The 22,043-nt window shown below is 64.8% G+C and carries 21 protein-coding genes and 2 pseudogenes; 13 read left to right on the top strand and 10 right to left on the bottom strand.

Annotated elements, in window-relative coordinates; translation table 11 throughout:
• The first annotated feature begins 17 nt into the window (after positions 1-17).
• On the top strand, positions 18-929 hold the full coding sequence (locus EO174_RS03055; RefSeq protein WP_164740066.1) for an endonuclease/exonuclease/phosphatase family protein: 912 nt from the start codon (positions 18-20) through the stop codon (positions 927-929).
• Positions 930-1,046: 117 nt separating this feature from the next.
• Here EO174_RS03055 and EO174_RS03050 read toward each other — a convergent pair whose 3' ends face one another.
• From EO174_RS03050 to ykgO, 6 genes and pseudogenes are all read right to left on the bottom strand, one after another.
• Complete coding sequence (locus tag EO174_RS03050; protein ID WP_181142027.1) at positions 1,047-2,267, bottom strand: TraB/GumN family protein; 1,221 nt, start codon at positions 2,265-2,267, stop codon at positions 1,047-1,049.
• 4 nt (positions 2,268-2,271) lie between these two features.
• Positions 2,272-2,532 (bottom strand): annotated as a pseudogene (locus tag EO174_RS03045) (phosphinothricin acetyltransferase); the annotation flags it as partial.
• A gap of 16 nt (positions 2,533-2,548) precedes the next feature.
• Positions 2,549-3,433: a carbon-nitrogen hydrolase gene (locus EO174_RS03040; protein ID WP_104582525.1), complete on the bottom strand. Its 885-nt coding sequence runs from the start codon at positions 3,431-3,433 to the stop codon at positions 2,549-2,551.
• A gap of 80 nt (positions 3,434-3,513) precedes the next feature.
• Complete coding sequence (locus EO174_RS03035; RefSeq protein ID WP_164740059.1) at positions 3,514-4,548, bottom strand: agmatine deiminase family protein; 1,035 nt, start codon at positions 4,546-4,548, stop codon at positions 3,514-3,516.
• A gap of 260 nt (positions 4,549-4,808) precedes the next feature.
• The gene (locus EO174_RS03030) at positions 4,809-5,138 is read right to left on the bottom strand and encodes a hypothetical protein (protein ID WP_104582527.1); all 330 of its coding nucleotides are present in this window, start codon (positions 5,136-5,138) and stop codon (positions 4,809-4,811) included.
• 241 nt (positions 5,139-5,379) lie between these two features.
• Positions 5,380-5,505 carry a type B 50S ribosomal protein L36 gene (gene ykgO, locus EO174_RS03025; protein ID WP_005913193.1) on the bottom strand — a complete coding sequence of 42 codons (126 nt, stop codon included), beginning with the start codon at positions 5,503-5,505 and terminating at the stop codon, positions 5,380-5,382.
• A gap of 172 nt (positions 5,506-5,677) precedes the next feature.
• Between ykgO and cmk the strand changes: the two genes are divergently transcribed.
• The 9 genes and pseudogenes from cmk to EO174_RS23120 form a co-directional block, all read left to right on the top strand.
• Complete coding sequence (gene cmk / locus EO174_RS03020) at positions 5,678-6,361, top strand: (d)CMP kinase (protein WP_104582528.1); 684 nt, start codon at positions 5,678-5,680, stop codon at positions 6,359-6,361.
• Positions 6,362-6,544: 183 nt separating this feature from the next.
• Complete coding sequence (rpsA, locus tag EO174_RS03015) at positions 6,545-8,230, top strand: 30S ribosomal protein S1 (protein ID WP_016903550.1); 1,686 nt, start codon at positions 6,545-6,547, stop codon at positions 8,228-8,230.
• 87 nt (positions 8,231-8,317) lie between these two features.
• Positions 8,318-8,629 (top strand): integration host factor subunit beta, encoded by a 312-nt coding sequence (locus EO174_RS03010; protein WP_104582529.1) that lies wholly within the window; start codon positions 8,318-8,320, stop codon positions 8,627-8,629.
• 66 nt (positions 8,630-8,695) lie between these two features.
• Positions 8,696-9,001 carry a LapA family protein gene (locus EO174_RS03005; protein WP_104533506.1) on the top strand — a complete coding sequence of 102 codons (306 nt, stop codon included), beginning with the start codon at positions 8,696-8,698 and terminating at the stop codon, positions 8,999-9,001.
• A 6-nt stretch (positions 9,002-9,007) separates the two neighbouring features.
• Positions 9,008-10,186 (top strand): lipopolysaccharide assembly protein LapB, encoded by a 1,179-nt coding sequence (lapB, locus tag EO174_RS03000; RefSeq protein WP_104582530.1) that lies wholly within the window; start codon positions 9,008-9,010, stop codon positions 10,184-10,186.
• Positions 10,186-11,163, top strand: a complete 978-nt coding sequence (locus tag EO174_RS02995) for a glycosyltransferase family 4 protein (RefSeq protein ID WP_126942131.1) — start codon at positions 10,186-10,188, stop codon at positions 11,161-11,163. Before lapB ends, EO174_RS02995 begins: the two co-directional genes overlap by 1 nt.
• Positions 11,164-11,176: 13 nt before the next feature.
• Entirely contained in the window at positions 11,177-13,084 is a 1,908-nt protein-coding gene (locus EO174_RS02990) for a nucleoside-diphosphate sugar epimerase/dehydratase (protein ID WP_164739802.1), read from the top strand.
• The gene (gene galU, locus EO174_RS02985) at positions 13,084-13,977 is read left to right on the top strand and encodes a UTP--glucose-1-phosphate uridylyltransferase GalU (protein WP_016903544.1); all 894 of its coding nucleotides are present in this window, start codon (positions 13,084-13,086) and stop codon (positions 13,975-13,977) included. The genes EO174_RS02990 and galU overlap by 1 nt, the downstream gene beginning before the upstream one ends.
• Before the next feature lie 104 nt (positions 13,978-14,081).
• Positions 14,082-14,261: pseudogene (locus EO174_RS23120) on the top strand (hypothetical protein); the annotation flags it as partial.
• 81 nt (positions 14,262-14,342) lie between these two features.
• Here EO174_RS23120 and EO174_RS02975 read toward each other — a convergent pair.
• Positions 14,343-14,663, bottom strand: a complete 321-nt coding sequence (locus EO174_RS02975; RefSeq protein WP_126942128.1) for a DUF1244 domain-containing protein — start codon at positions 14,661-14,663, stop codon at positions 14,343-14,345.
• A gap of 49 nt (positions 14,664-14,712) precedes the next feature.
• On the opposite strand from EO174_RS02975, the gene folD reads away from it, so the two are divergent.
• From folD to guaA, 3 genes are all read left to right on the top strand, one after another.
• Entirely contained in the window at positions 14,713-15,597 is an 885-nt protein-coding gene (folD, locus tag EO174_RS02970; RefSeq protein ID WP_104582533.1) for a bifunctional methylenetetrahydrofolate dehydrogenase/methenyltetrahydrofolate cyclohydrolase FolD, read from the top strand.
• 92 nt (positions 15,598-15,689) lie between these two features.
• Positions 15,690-17,147: an IMP dehydrogenase gene (gene guaB, locus EO174_RS02965; RefSeq protein ID WP_016903541.1), complete on the top strand. Its 1,458-nt coding sequence runs from the start codon at positions 15,690-15,692 to the stop codon at positions 17,145-17,147.
• 131 nt (positions 17,148-17,278) lie between these two features.
• Positions 17,279-18,844, top strand: a complete 1,566-nt coding sequence (guaA, locus tag EO174_RS02960) for a glutamine-hydrolyzing GMP synthase (protein ID WP_126942125.1) — start codon at positions 17,279-17,281, stop codon at positions 18,842-18,844.
• Between the two features lie 168 nt (positions 18,845-19,012).
• On the opposite strand, the gene EO174_RS02955 is transcribed toward guaA, so the two are convergent.
• The 3 genes from EO174_RS02955 to EO174_RS02945 all read right to left on the bottom strand — a co-directional run bounded on the left by EO174_RS02955 (position 19,013) and on the right by EO174_RS02945 (position 21,997).
• Positions 19,013-19,654 carry a hypothetical protein gene (locus EO174_RS02955; protein WP_126942122.1) on the bottom strand — a complete coding sequence of 214 codons (642 nt, stop codon included), beginning with the start codon at positions 19,652-19,654 and terminating at the stop codon, positions 19,013-19,015.
• A gap of 44 nt (positions 19,655-19,698) precedes the next feature.
• On the bottom strand, positions 19,699-20,826 hold the full coding sequence (locus tag EO174_RS02950) for a Cache 3/Cache 2 fusion domain-containing protein (RefSeq protein WP_104582536.1): 1,128 nt from the start codon (positions 20,824-20,826) through the stop codon (positions 19,699-19,701).
• 346 nt (positions 20,827-21,172) lie between these two features.
• Positions 21,173-21,997 carry an alpha/beta hydrolase gene (locus tag EO174_RS02945; protein ID WP_104582537.1) on the bottom strand — a complete coding sequence of 275 codons (825 nt, stop codon included), beginning with the start codon at positions 21,995-21,997 and terminating at the stop codon, positions 21,173-21,175.
• Positions 21,998-22,043 lie beyond the last annotated feature (46 nt).

The following is a 22,043-nucleotide window of genomic DNA, read 5'->3' as shown; positions in this document are numbered from 1 at the left end:
CCGGATGGCCGGTCGTGTTGGCGGCGCTGCTGCCGTGCTCCGGTGCCGTACAAGCCACGCAGGCGACCCGGGCCGTGCAGGCCGCGCAACCTGCGCAGGTCGACAGGCCCGATCGCGCAGAACCCGCATCACGGGCAGTGCCATCGACCAGCGCAGTGCAGCGCGAGATGACCCTGGTCACGCTCAACCTCCATCACGACCGCGAAGACTGGCCGGCGCGTCGTGCCCATATCGCCAAGGAACTCAGGCAACTGGCGCCAGACGTGATCGCGCTGCAGGAAGTGATCGAACGCCGCGGCAGCGTGGAGAACCAGGCCGCCTGGCTGGCGCGCAAGCTGGGGTACGCCTACAGCTTTGTCTCTGTCGACCCGGTCGATGCGCCCAAGCGCTACGGCAACGCATTGCTGAGCCGGCGCAAGGTGCTGGCCCGGCATCAGCGCCTGCTTCAGCCGCTGGACGATTACCGCGTTGCCGCGCATCTGCAGGTCGACATCGACGGCCAGCCGATCAACGTCTACGTCACCCATCTCAACGAGCGTGCCGATGCACGCGGCACGGCCACGCGCACGCGCCAGGTCGCGGACCTGCTGGATTTCATTTCCTCTACCAGCAATCAGGCACCGGTCGTGATTGCCGGCGACTTCAACACCGCCGCCGATGCCCTGGATCTGGAGGCGCTACGCAAGGGCTATGGCGACAGCTACGGCAGCGTGCATCGCAACAGCGACGCCACCGTGAGCACCTTGAACCTGCATGTCTTCGACAAGCCGGCGCGTATCGACCACGTGTTCTTCCAGCAGAAGCGCCTGCTCGCCCGCGAAGCACGCATCCTGTTCGACACGCCGTATGCCGAGGGGCGCTGGGCCTCGGACCACTACGGCGTCTGGGTACGCCTGCAGCTGGCGCCACAGGCGCAGCCCGCACCGTAGCGGCGCGCGCGACCGAATGCGTAGGAGCGCACCCGGGCGCGACGGGCACTACCGATAATGCCCATCGCGCCCGGGTGCGCTCCTACGCGAAGCATCGGATCTGCGGCACCCTCACACTCACCCGTGCAGGCGATTGAAGATCTGCACGCCCGCCAGCCATACACCGGCCATGCTGCCGACGTTGGTCAGCAGGAACGTCAGCACCACGCGCGAGACGCGGTTGCGGTACCAGCCACGCAAGGTCTGCGCATCGTCGCGTAGCGACAGGAAATCGCCATAGGCCGGTTTGCGCATGTGCACCTCGACCAGCGCGGCAAACGCGCCGGTCGGCACGCTCAGGCGGAACGGCTTGAACGGCGCCACGACCGCCGCGGTGAGAATGCTCAGCGGGTGGCTGCCGGCCAGCAGGCAGCCCAGCGCGGCCAAGCCGCCGGTATACATCGCCCATTGCAACAACAGGTCCGCGCCCATGCTCAGGCCGCCGCGCCAGAACCCGATGCCGATGCCGGTGATGATGACCGCCAGAATGCCCAGCGTGATCCACGGAATGCGCTTGCGCTGCTGCACATACTCCAGCGACTCGCGCAATGGGCCGGGCGCGTCGGTGTCCTGTTCCAGGTGGCGCGCAAGACCGGCCAGGTGTCCTGCGCCGACCACCGCCAGTATCTCGCGCTGGTCCGTCCTGGCTTCCTCGCGCAGGCGCGTGGCCATGTACTGGTCGCGCTCGGCAATCACGGTTTCGTACAGTTCCGGGCTTTCGCTGGCGAAATCGCCGAAGCTCGCCTCCAGCATGTCGCCTTGCTTGAGCTTCTCGATTTCCTCTTCGCCCACCTCGTCGGCCGCGAACAGCCCACCGAGCAGGCCACCGGCCAGTTTCATCTTGCCGAAGAATCCCAGCCGCCCGGACGCGCGCTTGAAGGTCAGGCCGACTTCGCGATCGATCAGGTGCACCGGCAGACCTTGCGCGCGTGCCAGGTTCACCGCTTCCTTCAACTCCGCGCCCGGTTCGATGCCGAGCTGCTTGGCCAGGCGGCGCTGGTAGGCGGCCAGGGCGAGATTCGCCGCAAACAAGGCCACCCGTCCCTTGCGAATCACCTGCACCAAGTCCAGCCGGGCGAGGGCATCCGGGTCGCTGAGCGCCTGCAGGCGCTGTGCGTCCAGTTCCACCGCCACCGCGTCATAGCGGCCGCTGCCGATCGCCCGCTGCACCGCAGCCACGCTGGCGAGTGACACGTGCGCGGTGCCGAGCAAGGTATAGCGCACGCCATCGCGTTCGACGATGCGATGCGGCTGGCCGGACAGCGCATCGTCCAGAACGTGGGTGGTCTGCTCAGTCATGGGGTCATTCATCAGAAGGAGGGGCGGTGTCGCCGGAGCCGGGCGTGCCTTGCAACTGCACGCCGTCCAGCCGGCGACCATGCGTGCGGCCGTTACCGGTGAACGTTCCGACCGTGCGAAAACCAAAACGTTCATGCAGCCGTCGCGATGCCAGGGTGTCGGCATCGCCGATCACCGCAATCATCGGTCGACCGCTGCGTTGTTTGCCGCGTGCGATCAGCTCGCCAAGCACGGCTTTGCCGCGGACAGCGCCAGCCTTGCGCAACTCGACTGGCATGCGGTCAGTCGATGTAGCGCTTGAGCAGATCGCCATACGCATCGATGCGGCGATCGCGCAGGAACGGCCAGATGCGGCGCACGTGTTCGCTGCGCTGCAGATCGACGTCGCACACCAGCACGGTCGGGTCCTGGCCGGCTTCGGCGATGAATTCGCCCTGCGGCCCCAGCACATGGCTGTTGCCCCAGAACTGGATGCCCGACGCGCCCAGCGGCGAGGGCTCATGGCCGACGCGGTTGCACGACAGCACCGGCACCCCGTTGGCGACCGCATGGCCGCGATGGCTGAGCACCCAGGCATCGCGCTGGCGCTCCTGCTCGGGTTGCTGGTCGTCCGGATCCCAGCCGATCGCGGTGGGGTAGAGCAGCAGCTCCGCACCGGCCAGCGCCATCAGGCGCGCGGCCTCGGGGTACCACTGGTCCCAGCACACCAGCACGCCCAGCCGGCCGACCGAGGTATCGATCGGCGCAAAGCCAAGATCGCCCGGGGTGAAGTAGAACTTCTCATAGAAGCCCGGATCGTCCGGGATATGCATCTTGCGGTACTTGCCGAGCAGGCGGCCGTCCTTTTCGAACACCACCGCGGTGTTGTGATACAGCCCGGCCGCGCGGCGCTCGAACAACGAAGCCACCAGCACCACGCCATGCTGCCTGGCCAGCGCGCCCAGACGCTCGGTGCTGGGGCCGGGGATCGGCTCGGCCAGGTCGAATTCGTCCACCGACTCGTGCTGGCAGAAATACGCACCGTTGTGCAGTTCCTGCAGCAGCACCAGCTTGGCGCCCTGCGCGGCGGCTTCGGCCACACGCGATTCGATGATGGCCAGATTGGCCTCGGCGTCGCCGTGGTTGCGCTCCTGGATCAGCGCGACGGGAAGGAGATGACGGGTCATGGCGATTGGTCCAGCGAAGTGGCGCACTAAGGTAGCGCGCGATGGCGTAACACCGGCCTGCCGGCCGGAACAGGAATGGATCAGCCCGCCAGCAAACCGGCGGGCAGCTGCATGGTCAGGCAGTGCAGGCTGCCGTTCTGCCAGATCAGCGGGCGGCACGGCACCGGCACGATGGTGTGCTGCGGAAACGCTTCGGCCAGCACCGCCTGCGCGCTCGCATCGGCCTTGTCGCCGTAGGCCGGCATCAGCACCGCCCCGTTGACGATCAGGAAATTGGCGTACGAGGCGGCCAGGCGCCGGCCCTGATCCAGGATCGGCTCGGCCCATGGCAACACGAACAGGCGATACGGCTGCCCATCGGCGGTGCGCAACGCCGCCAGTTCGGCGCCCATCGCCTGCAGTTCGGTGTAGTGCGAATCGGTGGCCACATCGCAGCCCTGGTAGACGATCGCATCCGGGCCGGCAAAGCGCGCCAGCGTGTCGATATGCGCGTCGGTGTCGTCGCCTTCCAGGTAGCCATGATCCAGCCACAGCACGCGGTCCTGCGCCAGCCACGCGGCAAGCTCGGTACTCAGCGAATCGCGCGTGCGCTGCGGATGCCGCTCGTGCAGGCACGTCCAGGTGGTCAGCAGTGTGCCGGCACCATCGGTCTCGATCGCGCCGCCTTCCAGCGCGAAGTCGACCGTCTGCACCTGCGAGGGCACGAACACCTGCGCCGCATCCAGCGAAGTGACCAGCTGATCGTCCAGGCTCGCCTCGAACTTGCCGCCCCAGCCGGTGAAACGGAAATCCATCAGGCGGAAGCCGCCATCCTGGCGCAGCGTGATCGGGCCGGAATCGCGCAGCCAGGTGTCGTTGTAGGCCGCAACCACGAAGCGCACCCGCGCCATGTCCACCCGCGCCGAGCGCAGCCGCGCTTCCGCGTAGATCTGCAGATCGTCATCGGCCACGCACACGATCACCGGCTCGAAGCGGGAAATCGCCGTGACCAGCGCGATATAGGTCTCTTCCACCTCGGCAAGGCGCTCGGCCCAATCGGTGCCCGCATGCGGCCAGGCAATCAACACGGCGGATTGAGGTTCCCACTCGGCGGGAAAGCGGACGCTATCGGTCATACCTGAAATTACCCATCAATGCCCAGGCAAGCCCGGGCTGTTAATTCAAATCCCCGCACAGGGATGTGCGGGCGCTTGCGAGGGACTCGCCTCAAATCGGCGCGTGCGAGTAACTCGCATCGACGCTCGCGATCTGCCTGCATCCGGGGTGTGCTGCACGACATCGCCGTTGCGTGAAGCGCGCAGTGATCGTATCCCGCGCATCATTGGATCAGACCAGCGTTGCAGCCACCATCCGATGGCGCTCGAACGCCACCCGATCACCTGATCGGTGGCTTGGGACCGATCTCGTTGGCATCGGCCTGATTGGCCACCACGTCGATCACCCGGCTCTTTTCGAAGTACACGGTGAAGGCCGGATACACCCAGCGGTGGATCGTCGGCCACTGGCGCTTCTGGCCGCCGCGCGGTTCCAGCTTTTCCTGCGGCGCACCGTAACGGCCTTCGACCTGGCTCATGCTGTCGCCACGCAGGGGCAGGGCAGCGGCAGGCTTTTGCTGTACCCGGTCCACCAGCAGCGTATCGGCCGACGCGACGGCGCTGATCCCCATCAGTGCGATCAGCGGCAGGACAAACAAACGGTTGCGCATGTCATCTACTCCCCAGTGGACAAGATTCGGATGGGATTACAGCAAAAACTCAGGACGGGCGTGCCTGCAGGGCGGTGTTACCCAACGCCGCGCCGAATGTCGGTCAGGTTGAATGCCGCGCCAAGCCCGCCATACCCCCGACACACTCCAGCCTGCATGTAGCCATCGCCGGCGTGAAGCATCGGCCAAGAAAAAACCGCCCGGAGGCGGCTTTCTCGGGTCTTGCACGCGCGGCGAAGGCTTAGCGCTGACGCGCCTTGAAACGCGGGTTCGACTTGCAGATCACGAAGACCTTGCCGCGGCGGCGGACCACCTTGCAGTCGCGGTGACGGGTCTTCGCAGACTTCAGGGAGGACAGGACTTTCATGGCACACCTCGGCGTAAACGGTTGGATTCGATGGAAGAGTGCCCGCAATCGAGGGTGCACCCGGAATTAAGCCGGCAATTCTAACCGGCTTTTCGTCGTGCTTTCAAGTGGTTGCATCGCAATCGCTGCGAGCGGCGCTACACTACCGGCTGATGACCTTCCGGAAACCTGAATGACCGACCTTTCGCCCGTCCTTACCATCGATGGTCCCTCCGGCGCCGGCAAGGGCACCGTGAGCCGGATCGTGGCCGCCCGGCTGGGCTGGCATTACCTCGATTCGGGCGCACTGTATCGCGCCGTGGGCGTGGCGGCGAGCTGGGCCGATCTGGACGTCTCCGACCCGGCCGCGCTGGTGCGCTGCACCTTCGATACCAAGGTGGAGTTCGACGACGCGGGCGAGGCGGGGCTGCGGGTACTGGTCAACGGCGCCGATGCCACTGGCGAGCTGCGCCTGGAAACCACCGGGGCGCTGGCTTCGGCAATTGCCGCCATTCCCGAGGTGCGCAGCGCGCTGAAAGAGCGCCAGCGCGCATTCAGGCGCGCGCCCGGCCTGGTCGCAGACGGGCGCGACATGGGCACGGTGATCTTCCCCGATGCCGCCTTCAAGGTGTTTCTGACCGCCAGTGCCGAAGAACGTGCGGGCCGTCGCCATAAACAGTTGATGGAAAAGGGTGTTTCGGTTATCTTTGACGACCTGCTGCGCGAGATCATGGCTCGAGATGCCCGTGATGCGCAGCGGGTGGTGGCGCCATTGCGGCCGGCCGAAGACGCCGTGCTGATCGATACCAGCGGAATAGGGATCGAGGATGTCGTCCAGCGTGTGGTCGGGGTGTTAGCCGCCCGCACGTCGTCGTAAGCGTTCCGCAAGCGGGCATGTCCCGCCGACCGTAAGGCGTTCCAAGGCTCCGTCGCACATCCCGTGTGGTGGTTCTATGACTACTTAACCGACTTGCTGTCCGGAGTCGACCAACAGGCTGGGCGCTTGGCATCTGTCGCATTCGACGATCAACGCCCGTGTGTTCAACTGAGTAAAATTCAAATGACAGAATCTTTTGCTGAACTGTTCGAAGCCAGTCAAGCCAATCTGGCGAAGCTGAAGCCGGGCTCGATCGTCACCGGTACCGTCGTGGAAGTGCGCGGCGACGTGGTGGTGATCAACGCTGGCCTGAAGTCCGAAGGCATCGTGCCGATCGAGCAGTTCCGTAATGACGCTGGCGAGATCGATGTCGGCGTAGGCGACCAGGTCAAGGTTGCCCTCGATTCCATCGAGAACGGCTTCGGTGAGACCGTGCTGTCGCGCGAGAAGGCCAAGCGCGCAATGGTGTGGGACGAGCTGGAAGAGGCGTTGGAAAAGAACGAAACCATCACCGGCCGCATCAGCGGCAAGGTCAAGGGTGGTTTCACCGTGGACATCAAGGATGTCCGCGCGTTCCTGCCTGGTTCGCTGGTGGATGTGCGCCCGGTGCGCGACCCGGCCTACCTGGAAGGCAAGGAACTCGAGTTCAAGCTGATCAAGCTGGACCGCAAGCGCAACAACGTGGTGGTTTCGCGTCGTGCCGTGGTCGAGAGCGAGCACTCGGAAGAGCGCGAGCAGCTGATGGACAAGCTGCAGGAAGGCGCGATCCTGAAGGGTGTCGTCAAGAACCTGACCGATTACGGCGCGTTCGTGGACCTGGGCGGTATCGACGGCCTGCTGCACATCACCGACATGGCCTGGAAGCGCGTGCGCCATCCGTCCGAAGTCGTCAACGTCGGCGACGAGCTGGACGTGCGCGTGCTGAAGTTCGATCGCGAGCGTAACCGCGTCAGCCTCGGCCTGAAGCAGCTGGGCGAAGATCCGTGGGACAACATCGCCCGTCGTTATCCGGCCAACAGCCGCGTGTTCGGCAAGGTCTCCAACGTCACCGATTACGGCGCATTCGTCGAGATCGAGCCGGGCGTCGAAGGCCTGGTGCACGTCTCCGAGATGGATTGGACCAACAAGAACGTCAACCCGTCCAAGGTCGTGCAGGTTGGTGACGAAGTCGAAGTGATGGTGCTGGATGTCGACGAGGAGCGTCGCCGCATCTCGCTGGGCATGAAGCAGGTTGCCGCCAATCCGTGGGAAACCTTTGCTGCCACCCACAAGAAGAACGACAAGGTGTCCGGCCAGATCAAGTCGATCACCGACTTCGGCATCTTCATCGGTCTGGACGGCGGCATCGACGGCCTGGTCCACCTGTCCGACATCAGCTGGAACACCACCGGCGAAGACGTCGTGCGCAACTACAAGAAGGGCGACACGCTGGAAGCCGTCGTGCTGGCAGTCGATCCGGAACGTGAGCGCATCAGCCTGGGCGTCAAGCAGCTGGAGCAGGATCCGTTCGGCCAATACATGGCGTCCAACCCGAAGGGTTCGAAGGTCGAAGGCGTGGTGCGTGAAGTGGATGCCAAGGGCGCCACGATCGACCTGGCCGATGGCATCGAAGGCTACGTCGCTGCACGCGACATCGCCAACGAGCGCGTGGACGATGCGACCCAGCACCTGAAGGTCGGCGACAAGATCGAAGCCAAGTTCGTGGGAATGGACCGCAAGGGCCGCACCCTGCAGCTGTCGATCAAGGCCAAGGACGATGCCGAAATGCGCGAAACGCTGGAGGAATACCAGTCCTCCGCTGCGTCGGGCGGCATGACTCAGCTGGGCGCGCTGCTGCGTGCACAGTTAAACAGCAACAAGTCCGAGTAAGCGCGTAGCGCTCGCAAGAGCGTGATGGATCGGCCCGGGCTTGCCCGGGCCGATTCCGATGTGTCAGTCGAAAAAGCAAGTCTTCCCATGACCAAGTCCGAATTGATTGAAATCCTGGCGCGACGTCAAGCGCATCTGAAGGCGGACGACGTGGATCTGGCAGTCAAATCGCTGCTGGAAATGATGGGGCAGGCGCTCTCCGATGGTGATCGGATCGAAATCCGCGGGTTCGGCAGCTTCTCGTTGCACTACCGCCCGCCACGTCTGGGCCGTAATCCGAAGACCGGTGAGTCGGTCGCGTTGCCGGGCAAGCATGTTCCGCACTTCAAGCCTGGCAAGGAATTGCGTGAGCGTGTCAGCTCCGTGGTCCCGGTCGATCTGCTTGATGCGACCGACTGACGCTCGTTCTGCCGCTGCGTTTATGTCGGCTCGGTTAAGCTAAGCCTCTTTCGACGGAGTCCGGCCATGAAGGTGTTTCGTTTGCTGGTGATGTTGGCCTTCCTGCTGGTCGGTCTGATCATCGGCGCGGTCAATTCCCAGGACGTCACTCTCGACTTCCTTTTCTCCAGTGTGCATACGACCTCCGGGATCGCGATCATCGTCGCGCTGCTGGTCGGTGTGTTGATCGGTGCCGGCATGGTGCTGGTCAGTGTGGTGATTCCCCTCTATTCCAAACTGCGCCAGGCCAACAAGGCCGTTGCAGTCAGTCGCACCGATGCCAGGCCGATTGCGCCTGCCGCAGTCGAGCCGCGCCCCTTTGATGGACTGTAAGCGCGTATGGACTTTTTGACCGAGTGGATCTGGTTCTTCCTGTTCGTGCCGTTGGCAGCGTTGGGGGGCTGGGTCGTTGGCCGCCGCGGTGGCCAGCGCCATGGCGATACCCAGGTCAGTCGCTTGTCCAGCACCTATTTTCGCGGGCTGAACTATCTGCTCAACGAGCAGCCGGACAAGGCGATTGAGCTGTTTCTGCACATCGCCGAACTGGACAAGGAAACCTTCGAGACCCAGGTCGCGTTGGGACATCTGTTCCGCCGTCGCGGCGAGGTCGATCGCGCGATCCGGCTGCACCAGGGCCTGGTGCAACGCGCCGACCTGACCGACCAACAGCGCGTGCAGGCCTTGCTGGCGCTGGGCGAGGACTACATGAAGTCCGGCCTGCTGGATCGTGCCGAGACCGTATTCACCGAGCTGGCGCAACTGGATCAGCGTGCGCCGCAGGCGTTGCGTCATCTGATCGGCATCTATCAGGCCGAGCGTGATTGGGAAAAGGCGATCGACAATGCCACCCGTTACGAAGAAGTCACCGGCGAGCCGATGGGCAAGCTGATTTCGCAATTCGAGTGCGAGCTTGCCGATCGCTACCGCGGCTTGAGCAAGCCCGACGAAGCGCTGCAGGCGGTCGCGCGCGCCTACCAGGCCGATGGCACCTCGGTGCGTGCGGGCATTCTGGAAGGACGCATCGAAGCCGAGCGCGGACACGACGAAGCGGCCGTCCGCGCGTTCGAACGTGCGGCGCGGCACGATCCGGAATACCTGCCTGAAATCATCCCTGCACTGATGGCGGCCTATCGCCGGGTGGGTGATATCGCAGGTGCGCGTAATTTCCTGTCGGAGATGACCGAGCACTATCGCGGCATCGCGCCGGTGCTGGCGTTGACGCAGCTGATGGAAGCGCAGGATGGCGTAGCGCCGGCGCTGGCCTACCTGGGGCGTCAGCTCAAGGATCGGCCATCGGTCCGCGGCGAATCGGCATTGATCGACCTGACCCTGGCCGAAGGCAGCGACCCGGTCGGCACCTTGCAGGATCTCAAGCACATCACCGACCAGTTGCTGGTGCGCAACCCGAGCTACCGCTGTACCCGCTGCGGTTTCGGTGCCAAGACGCACCACTGGCAATGCCCGAGCTGCAAGGAATGGGGCACGGTCAAGCCGCTGTTGAACTACGCGGTGGTCTGATGCCGCAGGCCTGGCTGTGGTGGTGTCTGTTGCACCTGACGGTCGCGGCACTGGGGACCTGGCTGTTGCGGCGCTATGCGTTGCATCGGCGCTTGCTCGATCATCCGGGCGAACGCCGCAGCCATGTGGTCGCCACACCACGGGGCGGCGGCATGGCAATCGTAGCGGCGATGCTGGCGGGGTGCGTGGTGGCAGGCGTGTTGTGGCCGGCGGCAGGCCTGGTCATCAGCTGGTTCGCCGCAGGTCTGGTGCTGGTGGCCGGGGTCGGTTGGTGGGACGACCATCGTCCGCTCTCGGCCAGGTTGCGTTTTGCGATCCATCTGCTGGCATCGGTCCTGCTGGGCTGGCTGGTCAGCCATCACACCGGCAAGCTGTGGGATGGCGTGCTCACCGCGATGGCGTCGGTGGTGTTGATCAACGTCTGGAATTTCATGGACGGCATCAACGGCCTGGCCAGCAGCCAGGCGGCGCTGGCTGCCCTGGCGTTTGCCGCGGTCGTGCCGGGCGCCTGGGCGTGGGCCGGTCTTGCCGTGGCCGCATCCTGCCTGGGATTCTTGCCGTTCAACTTTCCACGTGCGCGCATCTTTCTGGGCGACGGCGGCAGTGGTGCCTTGGGCTATGTGCTGGCGGCGTTGCTAGCGCTGACAGTGGCGAGCGGGCAAGTGAGCTGGTGGATCAGCTGGCTGCCGCTGACCGCATTTCTTGTAGACGCCGGCTTCACGCTGCTGTCTCGCATGCTCGACGGACAACGTTGGTGGGAGCCGCACGCCCAACATCTCTATCAGCGGCTGGCGCGCAGGCTTGAGGCACACGTTCCGGTAACCGGGATTTATTTCGCTTTCAGCGTCGCTGCCGTCTGCTTGTATGTGTTACTTCGTCATGATGCAAATTGGCAGCAAGTGTCCGGAGCCCTGGCATGGGGCCTGGGTGCCACCGCAATCTGGTTTTTTCTGCGCGATGGAGTGCGCAATTCGTGAGTAATGGACTCTTATGATTTCCTGGCGTGATCGTTTGACCAAGGCCCTGCCGCAAGCAGCGGTGGTGCTGCACGACCTGTTGATGGTGTGGGTGTGCTGGCAGCTGCTGCACGCCGGCCGCTACTCGATGCTGCGCGACGCCCCCGATCTGCCGTTGTGGGATTGGCGCACCGGCGTCGTCCTGGTCGCGCAAGGCCTGGTGTTCTGGAAGATGGGCCTGTATCGCGGGCTGTGGCGGTTCGCGTCGGTGCCGGACCTGTGGAACATCTTCAAGTCGAGCTTCCTCGGCCTAGTCGCGATCGTGCTGGCGCTGTCCTATGACCGCCTGGACGGGGTGCCGCTGTCGGTGCTGGTCGTCTACCCATTCGCCCTGTCGGCACTGCTGGGCACGCCACGGTTGCTGTATCGCGCCTGGAAGGATTACCAGATTGCACACTCCGGCGACGCCGCGCAGCGCGTATTGATCCTGGGCGCAGGTCGCGCTGCCGAGGGTCTTGTCCGCGATCTGCGCCGCACTGGTGCATTTGTGCCGGTCGGGTATCTGGACGATGCCAACAACCTGCATGGCGCCAAGATCCAGGGTCTCAACGTGCTGGGCAGCCTGGATCAGGCGGCAGCCATCGCCAAGGAGACGGCTGCCAAGCTGCTGGTCATTGCGATTCCGTCGCTGGATGCCTCCGGCATGCAGCGCGTGGTGGCCATCTGCGAAAGCACCGGGCTGCCGTTCCGCATGGTGCCGAAGCTGATCAACGTGCTGGAAGGGCGCTCCTTGCCTGGCGAGTTGAAGGAGGTCGCAATCGAGGACCTGCTCAATCGCAAGCCGGTCACCCCGGACTGGCGCCTGATACGCGACTGGTTGACCAACAAGACGGTGATGGTGACCGGCGCGGGTGGCTCGATCGGTTCGGAAGTCTGCCGCCAGTGCGCCCGTCATGGCGCACGCCGCATCGTGCTGCTGGAGATCGACGAGCTGGCATTGCTGACCGTCGATTCGGACCTGCGCCGCTTGTTCCCCGATATCGAAGTGGTGCGCGTGCTGGGCGACTGCGGCGACCCGGCGGTGGTCGCGCATGCCTTGAACACCGCACCGCCGGATGCGGTGTTCCATGCCGCCGCCTACAAGCAGGTGCCGTTGCTGGAAGAGCAACTGCGCGAGGCGGTACGCAACAACGTACTGGCCACCGAAAACGTGGCGCGCGCCTGCCAGCGTGCACGCATCGAGACCTTCGTTTTCATCTCCACCGACAAGGCGGTCGAGCCGGTCAATGTGCTGGGCGCGAGCAAGCGCTACGCCGAGATGATCTGCCAGAGTCTCGACGCGCGCGATGCGCCGACGCGCTTCATCACCGTGCGCTTCGGCAACGTCCTGGATTCGGCCGGCAGCGTGGTGCCGTTGTTCCGCGAACAGATCCGCCAGGGCGGCCCGGTCACGGTGACGCACCCGGATGTGACACGTTACTTCATGACCATTCCGGAAGCCTGCCAGCTCGTGGTGCAGGCCGCCGCCTCCGCCTCGCACGGGGCGATCTACACATTGGACATGGGCGAGCCGGTGCCGATTCGCCTGCTCGCCGAGCAGATGATTCGTCTCGCCGGCAAGCAGCCCGGCAAGGACGTGGCGATCCTCTATACCGGCTTGCGTCCAGGCGAGAAGCTGCACGAAACCCTGTTCTATTCCGACGAGGACTATCGCCCCACCGCGCATCCCAAGATTCTGGAGGCCGGCGTGCGCGAGTTCTCGCACGAGCAGGTGTTGCAGCTGGTGACGCGCCTGCGTGAGGCGGTTAACCGCTATGACATCAAGGCGATGGAGACTGTGCTGGGCAGCCTGATGCCGGATTTTGCGGCGGCTCGACGGAAAGTCGACGCGCGATCTGATACGGTCGTTCCATTCCCCGCACGTGAGGTCAGAAGACTTTAATGAGCAAGCGTATTCGCAAGGCCGTATTCCCCGTCGCAGGTCTTGGGACCCGCTTTCTTCCGGCAACCAAAACGGTTCCGAAGGAAATGCTGCCAATCATCGACAAACCGCTGATCCAGTACGCCGTCGACGAAGCCATCCAGGCTGGTTGCGACACGCTGATCTTCGTGACCAATCGCTACAAGCACTCCATCGCCGACTACTTCGACAAGGCCTACGAGCTGGAGCAGAAGCTCGAGCGCGCCGGCAAGCTCGAGCAGCTGGAGCTGGTGCGGCATGCCCTGCCGGAAGGCGTGCGCGCCATTTTCGTGACGCAGGCCGAAGCGCTTGGCCTGGGCCATGCCGTGCTGTGTGCCAAGGCCGTCGTCGGCGATGAGCCGTTCGCGGTGTTGCTGCCGGACGACCTGATCTGGAACCGCGGCGCCGGTGCACTGACCCAGATGGCCGATGTGGCCGAGGCCTCCGGTGGCAGCGTCATCGCCGTCGAGGATGTGCCGCACGACAAGACCGCCAGCTACGGCATCGTGGCCACCGATGCGTTCGATGGCCGCAAGGGCCGCATCAACGCCATCGTCGAAAAGCCCAAGCCGGAAGTGGCACCGAGCAATCTGGCCGTGGTCGGCCGCTATGTGCTCAACCCGAAGATCTTTGAATTGCTCGAAGAGACCGGCGCCGGCGCTGGCGGCGAAATCCAGTTGACCGATGCGATTGCCGGGCTGCTGCAGCAGGAAACCGTCGATGCCTACCGCTTCGAAGGCCGCCGTTTCGATTGCGGCGCGCATATCGGCCTGATCGAAGCCACCGTGCATTTCGCGCTCGAGCACGAGAAGCATGGCGGGCCGGCCAAGGAAATCCTGCGCACCGCATTGGCCGAGGCCGACGCGCGCGGCTGATTGCCTGACCATCGCCTGCATCCACGAACGACGCCATCTGGCGTCGTTCGTCGTTTGGGCCCTTGCTGGCCAGAACGCCGTGCCGTTGGTGATCGACACGGCGGGCCAACGTGCTGGTGCGCGCCTGCGGCCGTGAGCACGCAGCGCAGTTGGTCGCCGTCGGAGTGGATTGCCAGGGCCGCGAAACCTTCGCGTCGGCGCTGGCGTTCGGGCAGGCGGCGCTGGTCGAGCTGGGCGTGGACGAGGCCGCCGCCATTGCCCGCGAGATCCGGCGTCGCGATGCAGTTGTCGTAGCCGGTCGAGAACGCCTCGGGGAATTGAGCGACCGGCGCCGAGGTGCCGGCCTGGGGGACAGACCGATTGACTCAGCCGTGCCGGCGTTGAGCGGCCGCGAAGGCGTCCAGCTGCTCGGGCGTGGCGTCTTTCTGATGCCGCTGCTTCCAGTCGGCAAACGGCATGCCGTACACCGCTTCGCGCGCCTGCTCCTTGCTCATTGGCTGGCCCTGCGCTTCGGCAGCTTCGCGGTACCAGTCACCCAGGCAGTTGCGGCAGAAGCCGGCCAGGATCATCAGGTCGATGTTCTGCACATCCGGGCGCTGCTGGTTGAGATGCTGCAACAGACGGCGAAATGCGGCCGCTTCGATGGACGTGGTGGTGGAATCGTGTGTCGAGGTGGTGTCGGTCATGGCGGAATCGGGGACAATAGACGGCCTTCGACTCTACACCTGACGCCCCATGACCGTTTCCGCGCCAGCTGCCTCTGCTCCGGCCCGCCTTCTCGATGGTCGCCGCATCGCCGAGGAACTGCTCGACGGGTTGAAGCTGCGCGTGGATGCGCGCCTGGCCGCCGGCAGGACGCGCCCCGGGCTGGCGGTGGTACTGGTCGGTGGCGATCCGGCCTCGTCGGTATATGTGCGCAACAAGCGGCGTGCGGCGGAAAAGGTCGGTATCGAGGCCTTCGACTACGACTTGCCGCAAGGCACCAGCGAGGCCGAGCTGGCGCGGCTGATCGACCAGCTCAATGCCGACCCCAAGATTCACGGCATCCTGATCCAGCTGCCGTTGCCCGGCATCCCCGATGCCAACCGCCTGATCCAGCGTATCGATCCGCGCAAGGACGTCGATGGGTTCCATCCGCAGAATGTCGGGCATCTGGCGCTACGCGAATTCGGCCTGCGTCCGTGCACGCCGCGCGGCATCGTGACCTTGCTGGCGCACACCGACCAGCCGGTGCGCGGCCGCAATGCGACCATCGTGGGCGTGAGCAATCACGTCGGCCGGCCGATGGGGCTGGAACTGCTGATCGCCGGTTGCACGGTCACCAGCTGCCACAAGTTCACCCCGCCCGCAGTGCTGGAAGCCAGCGTGCGCAATGCCGATATCCTGGTGGTGGCGGTGGGGCGACCGGGCCTGATTCCGGGCGAATGGGTCAAGCCGGGCGCGGTGGTGATCGATGTCGGCATCAATCGACTGGATGATGGCCGCCTGGTCGGCGATGTGGGGTTCGAGGCGGCCGTGCAACGTGCGGCCTGGATCACGCCGGTGCCGGGCGGGGTGGGGCCGATGACGGTTGCCACCTTGATGCAGAACACGCTGGAAGCGGCCGACGCGGCTGGTTGAGGCGCGCGCGTAACGCTGCATTGCAGTCGCGTTGTGTCTTCGTGAAGGCTTTCAGGGTAAAATGCCGCGCTTCCCCAAACTCGGGTCCGCCGATGCTCCGCATCCAGGCTGAAGCTCTCACCTACGACGACGTTTCCCTCGTCCCCGCCCATTCGATCGTCCTGCCCAAGGACGTCAGCCTGGAAACCCGGCTGACGCGCGATCTGCGCCTGAAACTGCCGATTCTCTCGGCCGCGATGGACACAGTGACCGAACACCGCCTGGCGGTGGCCATGGCCCAGCTGGGCGGCATCGGCATCATCCACAAGAACCTGACTCCTGCGCAGCAGGCCGGCGAAGTCGCCCGGGTCAAGAAGTTCGAATCCGGCGTGATCACCGAGCCGTTCACGGTGAGCCCGGACACGACCATCGGTGAAGTGCTCAAGCTGACCCGCGCGCGCAACATCTCCGGCGTGCCGGTGGTGGATGGCAGCGAACTGGTCGGCATCGTCACCAGCCGCGACATGCGCTTCGAGAAGAAGCTCGACGATCCGGTCCGCCATATCATGACCAAGAAGGATCGCCTGATCACCGTGCGCGAAGGCGCCAGTGACGAGGAAGTGCTGGAGCTGCTGCACCGCAACCGCATCGAAAAGATCCTGGTGGTCAACGACAGCTTCGAGCTGCGCGGCCTGATCACGGTCAAGGACATCCAGAAGAAGACCGACAACCCCAACGCCGCCAAGGACGGGTCCACGCGCCTGCTGGTCGGCGCGGCGGTCGGTGTGGGCGGCGATACCGAGCAGCGCATCGAACTGCTGGCTGCGGCGGGCGTGGACGTGGTCATCGTCGATACCGCGCACGGCCATTCGCAGGGCGTCATTGATCGCGTGGCCTGGGTCAAGAAGGCGTATCCGCAGCTGCAGGTGATCGGCGGCAACATCGTCACCGGCGATGCCGCGCTGGCGCTGATGGACGCCGGTGCCGACGCGGTCAAGGTCGGCGTGGGTCCGGGCTCGATCTGCACCACGCGCGTGGTCGCCGGTGTCGGCGTGCCGCAGATCACCGCGGTGGACATGGTTGCCGAGGCGCTGCAGGACCGCATTCCGTTGATCGCCGATGGCGGCATCCGCTATTCCGGCGACATCGGCAAGGCACTGGTTGCCGGCGCCTCCACGGTGATGGTCGGCGGCCTGTTCGCCGGCACCGAGGAGGCCCCGGGCGAGGTCGAGCTGTTCCAGGGCCGCAGCTACAAGAGCTACCGCGGCATGGGCAGCCTGGGCGCGATGGAGAAGGGGTCCAAGGACCGCTATTTCCAGGATTCCAGCGATGCCGACAAGCTGGTGCCGGAAGGCATCGAAGGGCGCGTGCCGTATCGCGGCCCGGTCGGCGGCATCGTCCATCAGTTGATCGGCGGCCTGCGCGCCACGATGGGCTACGTGGGTTGCGCAACCATCGAGGAAATGCGCACCAAGCCGAAGTTCGTCACCATCACCGGTGCCGGCCAGCGCGAGAGCCATGTCCACGACGTGCAGATCACCAAGGAACCGCCGAATTACCGGATGGGCTGATGCCCATCCGCGGGATTGGAGATTCGGGATTGGGGATTCGTAACAGCCCGCCGCATCTCCTTCGGCGCGGTGCACCGCTGCCATTCCGCTGTTGCAAATCCCCAATCCCGAATTCCCAATCCCGGCTCTCAATGACCAACATCCATAGCGACAAGATCCTCATCCTCGATTTCGGCGCGCAGTACACCCAGCTGATTGCGCGGCGCATCCGCGAGATCGGGGTGTATTGCGAGATCTGGGCCTGGGATCACGACCCGTCGGAGATTGCCGGTTTCGGTGCCAAGGGCATCATCCTGTCCGGTGGTCCCGAGTCGACTACCTTGCCGGGTGCGCCGGTCGCGCCACAGGAAGTGTTTGACAGCGGCCTGCCGGTGTTCGGCATCTGCTACGGCATGCAGACGCTGGCGGCGCAGCTGGGCGGTGCTACGGAAGCGGCCGATCAACGCGAATTCGGCCATGCCGAAGTCGATGTGGTGGCGGCCGATGCCTTACTCGCAGGCTTGACCGACCATGCCGGCGCGTCGCGACTGAATGTATGGATGAGCCACGGCGATCACGTGTCGCAGGTCCCGCCGGGCTTCACCGTTACCGCAGTGACCGACCGCATTCCGGTGGCGGCGATGTCCAACGAGGACAAGCGCTGGTACGGCGTGCAGTTCCACCCGGAAGTGACACATACGCTGCAGGGCCAGACCTTGCTGCGTCGCTTCGTGGTCGATGTCTGCGGCTGCCAGACGCTGTGGACGGCGGCCAACATCATCGATGACCAGATCGCGCGCGTGCGCGAGCAGGTGGGCGATGACGAAGTGATTCTTGGCCTGTCCGGCGGCGTCGATTCGTCGGTGGTCGCCGCGCTGTTGCACAAGGCGATCGGCGACAAGCTGACCTGCGTGTTCGTCGATACCGGCCTGCTGCGCTGGCAGGAAGGCGACCAGGTGATGGCGATGTTCGCCGAGCACATGGGCGTGAAGGTGATCCGCGTCAACGCGGCCGACCGCTATTTCGCCAAGCTGGAAGGCGTCAGCGACCCGGAAGCCAAGCGCAAGATCATCGGCAACCTGTTCGTAGATATCTTCGACGAGGAATCCAACAAGCTGGCCAACGCCAAGTGGCTGGCGCAGGGCACGATCTATCCGGACGTGATCGAGTCGGCCGGCAGCAAGACCGGCAAGGCGCACGTGATCAAGAGCCACCACAACGTCGGTGGCTTGCCGGAGCACATGAAGCTGGGCCTGGTCGAACCGCTGCGCGAGTTGTTCAAGGACGAAGTGCGCCGCCTCGGTGTCGAACTCGGCCTGCCGCGCACGATGGTGTACCGCCATCCGTTCCCCGGTCCGGGCCTGGGTGTGCGCATCCTGGGCGAAGTGAAGCGCGAATACGCCGAACTGCTGGCCAAGGCCGATGCGATCTTCATCGATGAACTGCGCAAGGCCGATCTGTATGACAAGACCAGCCAGGCATTTGCGGTGTTCCTGCCGGTCAAGTCGGTGGGTGTGGTCGGCGATGCACGCGCCTACGAATGGGTGATCGCGCTGCGCGCTGTGGAAACCATCGACTTCATGACCGCGCACTGGGCGCACCTGCCGTACGACTTCCTTGGCACGGTCAGCAACCGCATCATCAACGAACTGCGCGGCGTCTCGCGCGTGGTCTACGACATCTCCGGCAAGCCGCCGGCGACGATCGAGTGGGAATGAGTTGAACGACAAAGGCGCCGTGAGGCGCCTTTTCGTCAGGGCGTGCAGTTAGCCGACAGGTTTGCGTTCAGTGGTACATCGCCAGTTGCGCGCCGTACTGGAAAGCAGTGCGTAGCGCTTGAAGATGTCGACGTCGATTGTGCTGCGCCGCGCCGCCGCCGATCTTCTTCAGCGCACCTTGGCCAGCGCCACACGGGCATCGGCCATGAACTTCTGCGTTTCCTGCGGCGTGGAGAGGTTGGCGCCCAGCTGGTTGAGCACCTGCTCGATGTCGCTCGATGCGTCCCAGGCTTCGTCGCAGAGCATGCCGGCGATCGGGCCAAGATAATTCAGCGCGACCTTTTCCAGCGCATCGCGCACCCGCTCGTCGGGTGCCAAGCCCGCTCCCGCGGATGCAGATGTTGCGCTCGGTGCGGCGACCTGCGTTGCGGCGACCTGCGTTGCAGCGACCGGTGCCGGCGCCGATGCAATCGGTGCGCGCGGCGGTGTCGGCGCACCACCCAGATCCTGTTCGAAACCGCCCATCAACCACTGCCGCGCGTCGTCGCTCAGCAGCGACGGCTTGCCCATGCCGGCACCGGGGTCGGCCTGGAAGCGGGCCTTGGCCGCGTTGACCATGGTAAGGCGCTGTACCGCCTCGTCATTGCGCAACATGCGGAACACCACTTCTTCGATCTGCCCGGCGTTGAGGCGGACGATGCAGGAGTGGTTCTCCTCGGTGACGACGAACAGAAAGCCGGACGCCTTCTTCAGTGCCAGCGCCTTGAGCTCGCGCAGCACGTCGATCAGCGGACGGAATTCAGTGGACATGGCGTCTTCCTTGCATCATCTGGTACGAAGTGGGTGCGCGGGGCTCAGCGTTTGCTGAGCCGTTCCATCGCCAGCCGCACGCTGTTGGACAGGCGGGAAATGGCGCGCGCCAGGGTACCAATTTCATCCTTGAGGTTGACCTCGTCGATGGTGTGGTTCCACTTGCCCAGGCTCAGCTCTTCGGCCACGGTGGTCAGGTGCTGGATCGGGCGCAGCACGCGGCTCCAGATCAACGCCCATTGCAGGCCGAGCAGCAAGGCGCAGACCAGCAGGCCGATGCCGGCGATCCACAGCGACTGGCGCACGATCACGTCATTGACGTCGCTCTTGGGGTAGGCCGAGACCAGGGTGAAGCCCCAGTCCGGCACTTCCTGCTTGGTCACGACCCAGTCGTCCGGCGTGTCCTTGACGATCCGTTCGATGGTGGCGGTGTCGGTGGTGGCACCGGTGGTGGACTGGAAGCGCAGCGTGTTCTTGCTGTCGAACACGGCGATGAAGCCGGAGTCGAGCACGCGACGGCTGCTGACCACGTTTTCCAGCGCCTGCGTGTCGGCCTTGTAGCCGACGTACCAGGCACCGATCACACGCTTGTCGTTGCCCGCAAAGATCGGCTCGTAGCCGGTGACGTACGGGTTGCCGAGGATGTCGACCACGCCGTAGAAGCTTTCGCCGTTGCGCAGCTTGGCGGCGGCCTGGCCGTTGGGATCGAGCACGGTGCCGATGGCGCGGCTGCCGTCGTCCTTCTTGACGTTGGTGGAGATGCGCACGAAGTCATCGCCGGTACGCGAGAACAGCGTGGCGGTGCCTTCGTGGATGGCGGTGACATCGTCGAGCATGTCGAAGTCGTTGGCCTGCGCCTTCTGGCCCAGCAGCAGGTCGTTGGCATTGCGCTCGCCCACGCGCACTTCGTTGCCGATGCTTGCAGCGCCGTGTGCGTTGGCTTCCTTGCGCAGCTGGCGCATGGAGGAATTGACGCGGTCCAGCATCATCGCGCGGGTGACCGAGAACAAGGTCTGCAGGGACACCGACTGGCGCTCGATCGCGTCGCCGGCCTCGAACCTGACCCGGTTCGCTTCGGTAATGGCCAGAATGACCGTCAGTGCCGCCACCACGACCAGCACCAAGGCCAGCACCGGCAACAGCAGGCGCACCCGCAAAGAGTGACGAAGCATCGCAATTCCCCTGAACGCGTTTAGTGATTGGATCGAGTGCGCCGCAGCCCCCCGGCAGCGGTCGGACCTAGCCGTTATCGGCGGTTGTACACGATGCTGAAGCGGCCCCCACGCCGCTGGCGGTGCATACGATAGCTCAAGGCGATCGATTTGGCAGCGCGGCGGGTGTGCCATGTGACCGGGCGTTCAAGCAGGCTCGACCTTGTTGCAGGTCGCGGCGGAATGGGCGTGAGCAGAAAAAAAACGGCGTAGTGGATCTTGCGCACTTCGAACGGGCGATGCGAAGCAGGAGCGCACGAAAAAGCCGACTCTCGCGAGTCGGCTCAGTAACCCGAATCGAACCAGGTCAGGCGTTTGCAAACGCCAGCAGATCCTGGTTGAACTGATCGGCGTGGGTCACGGTGAGGCCATGCGGAGCGCCGGCGTAGATCTTCAGTTCGGCGTTCTTGATGATCTTGGCCGACAGCTTGCCGGATGCGTCGATCGGCACGATCTGGTCGTCGTCGCCATGCACCACCAGTGCGGGCACGTCGATCTTCTCCAGGTCCGGGGTGTAGTCCACTTCGGAGAACTGCTGGATGCAGTCGTACTGGCCCTTGTGGCCGCCCAGCATGCCCTGCAGCCAGAACGCGTCGCGCATGCCCTGGGTGACCTTGTGGCCGTCGCGGTTGGCGCCGAAGAACGGGGTGGTCAGGTCCTGATAGAACTGCGAGCGGTCCTTGGCCACGCCGTCGCGGATGCCGTCGAACACGCTCATCGGCAGGCCGCCGGGATTGGTCGGGCTCTTGACCATTTGCGGCGGCACCGCGCCGACCAGCACCACCTTGGCCACGCGCTTGCTGCCATGGCGGCCGACGTAATGCGCCACTTCGCCGCCGCCGGTGGAATGGCCGACCAGGATCGCGTCCTGCAGGTCCAGCGTTTCGATCACCGCCGCCAGGTCGTCGGCGTAGGTGTCCATGTCGTTGCCGTCCCAGGTCTGCGACGAGCGGCCATGACTGCGGCGGTCATGCGCGATCACGCGGAAGCCCTGTTGGCCCATGAACAGCATCTGCGCATCCCAGGCATCGGCGCTGAGCGGCCAGCCGTGCGAGAACACGACCGGCTGGCCCTTGCCCCAGTCCTTGTAAAAAATGGTGGCGCCGTCGGGGCGGGTGACGAAATTGGACATCGGCTTGACTCCGTTGTTGGTCGGTTGGGGCGGTGGGGTGAGTGCG

It is taken from the genome of Xanthomonas sp. BRIP62418, from assembly GCF_003993495.1.
Lineage (GTDB): Bacteria > Pseudomonadota > Gammaproteobacteria > Xanthomonadales > Xanthomonadaceae > Xanthomonas > Xanthomonas euroxanthea.
Note: the sequence above shows the minus strand (reverse complement) of the source record. Positions and strands in the feature narration are given on the sequence as shown.

Coding starts and splice junctions, on each gene's coding strand:
- guaB (WP_016903541.1), top strand. CDS start 15,690: ATGCTCCGCATCCAGGCTGAAGCTCTCACCTACGACGACGTTTCCCTC.
- EO174_RS02995 (WP_126942131.1), top strand. CDS start 10,186: ATGCCGCAGGCCTGGCTGTGGTGGTGTCTGTTGCACCTGACGGTCGCG.
- guaA (WP_126942125.1), top strand. CDS start 17,279: ATGACCAACATCCATAGCGACAAGATCCTCATCCTCGATTTCGGCGCG.
- EO174_RS03010 (WP_104582529.1), top strand. CDS start 8,318: ATGACCAAGTCCGAATTGATTGAAATCCTGGCGCGACGTCAAGCGCAT.
- EO174_RS03040 (WP_104582525.1), bottom strand. CDS start 3,433: ATGACCCGTCATCTCCTTCCCGTCGCGCTGATCCAGGAGCGCAACCAC.
- EO174_RS03005 (WP_104533506.1), top strand. CDS start 8,696: ATGAAGGTGTTTCGTTTGCTGGTGATGTTGGCCTTCCTGCTGGTCGGT.
- ykgO (WP_005913193.1), bottom strand. CDS start 5,505: ATGAAAGTCCTGTCCTCCCTGAAGTCTGCGAAGACCCGTCACCGCGAC.
- EO174_RS02950 (WP_104582536.1), bottom strand. CDS start 20,826: ATGCTTCGTCACTCTTTGCGGGTGCGCCTGCTGTTGCCGGTGCTGGCC.
- EO174_RS02955 (WP_126942122.1), bottom strand. CDS start 19,654: ATGTCCACTGAATTCCGTCCGCTGATCGACGTGCTGCGCGAGCTCAAG.
- lapB (WP_104582530.1), top strand. CDS start 9,008: ATGGACTTTTTGACCGAGTGGATCTGGTTCTTCCTGTTCGTGCCGTTG.
- EO174_RS03050 (WP_181142027.1), bottom strand. CDS start 2,267: ATGACTGAGCAGACCACCCACGTTCTGGACGATGCGCTGTCCGGCCAG.
- galU (WP_016903544.1), top strand. CDS start 13,084: ATGAGCAAGCGTATTCGCAAGGCCGTATTCCCCGTCGCAGGTCTTGGG.
- folD (WP_104582533.1), top strand. CDS start 14,713: ATGACCGTTTCCGCGCCAGCTGCCTCTGCTCCGGCCCGCCTTCTCGAT.
- EO174_RS03030 (WP_104582527.1), bottom strand. CDS start 5,138: ATGCGCAACCGTTTGTTTGTCCTGCCGCTGATCGCACTGATGGGGATC.
- rpsA (WP_016903550.1), top strand. CDS start 6,545: ATGACAGAATCTTTTGCTGAACTGTTCGAAGCCAGTCAAGCCAATCTG.
- EO174_RS02975 (WP_126942128.1), bottom strand. CDS start 14,663: ATGACCGACACCACCTCGACACACGATTCCACCACCACGTCCATCGAA.
- EO174_RS03035 (WP_164740059.1), bottom strand. CDS start 4,548: ATGACCGATAGCGTCCGCTTTCCCGCCGAGTGGGAACCTCAATCCGCC.
- EO174_RS02945 (WP_104582537.1), bottom strand. CDS start 21,997: ATGTCCAATTTCGTCACCCGCCCCGACGGCGCCACCATTTTTTACAAG.
- EO174_RS02990 (WP_164739802.1), top strand. CDS start 11,177: ATGATTTCCTGGCGTGATCGTTTGACCAAGGCCCTGCCGCAAGCAGCG.
- cmk (WP_104582528.1), top strand. CDS start 5,678: ATGACCGACCTTTCGCCCGTCCTTACCATCGATGGTCCCTCCGGCGCC.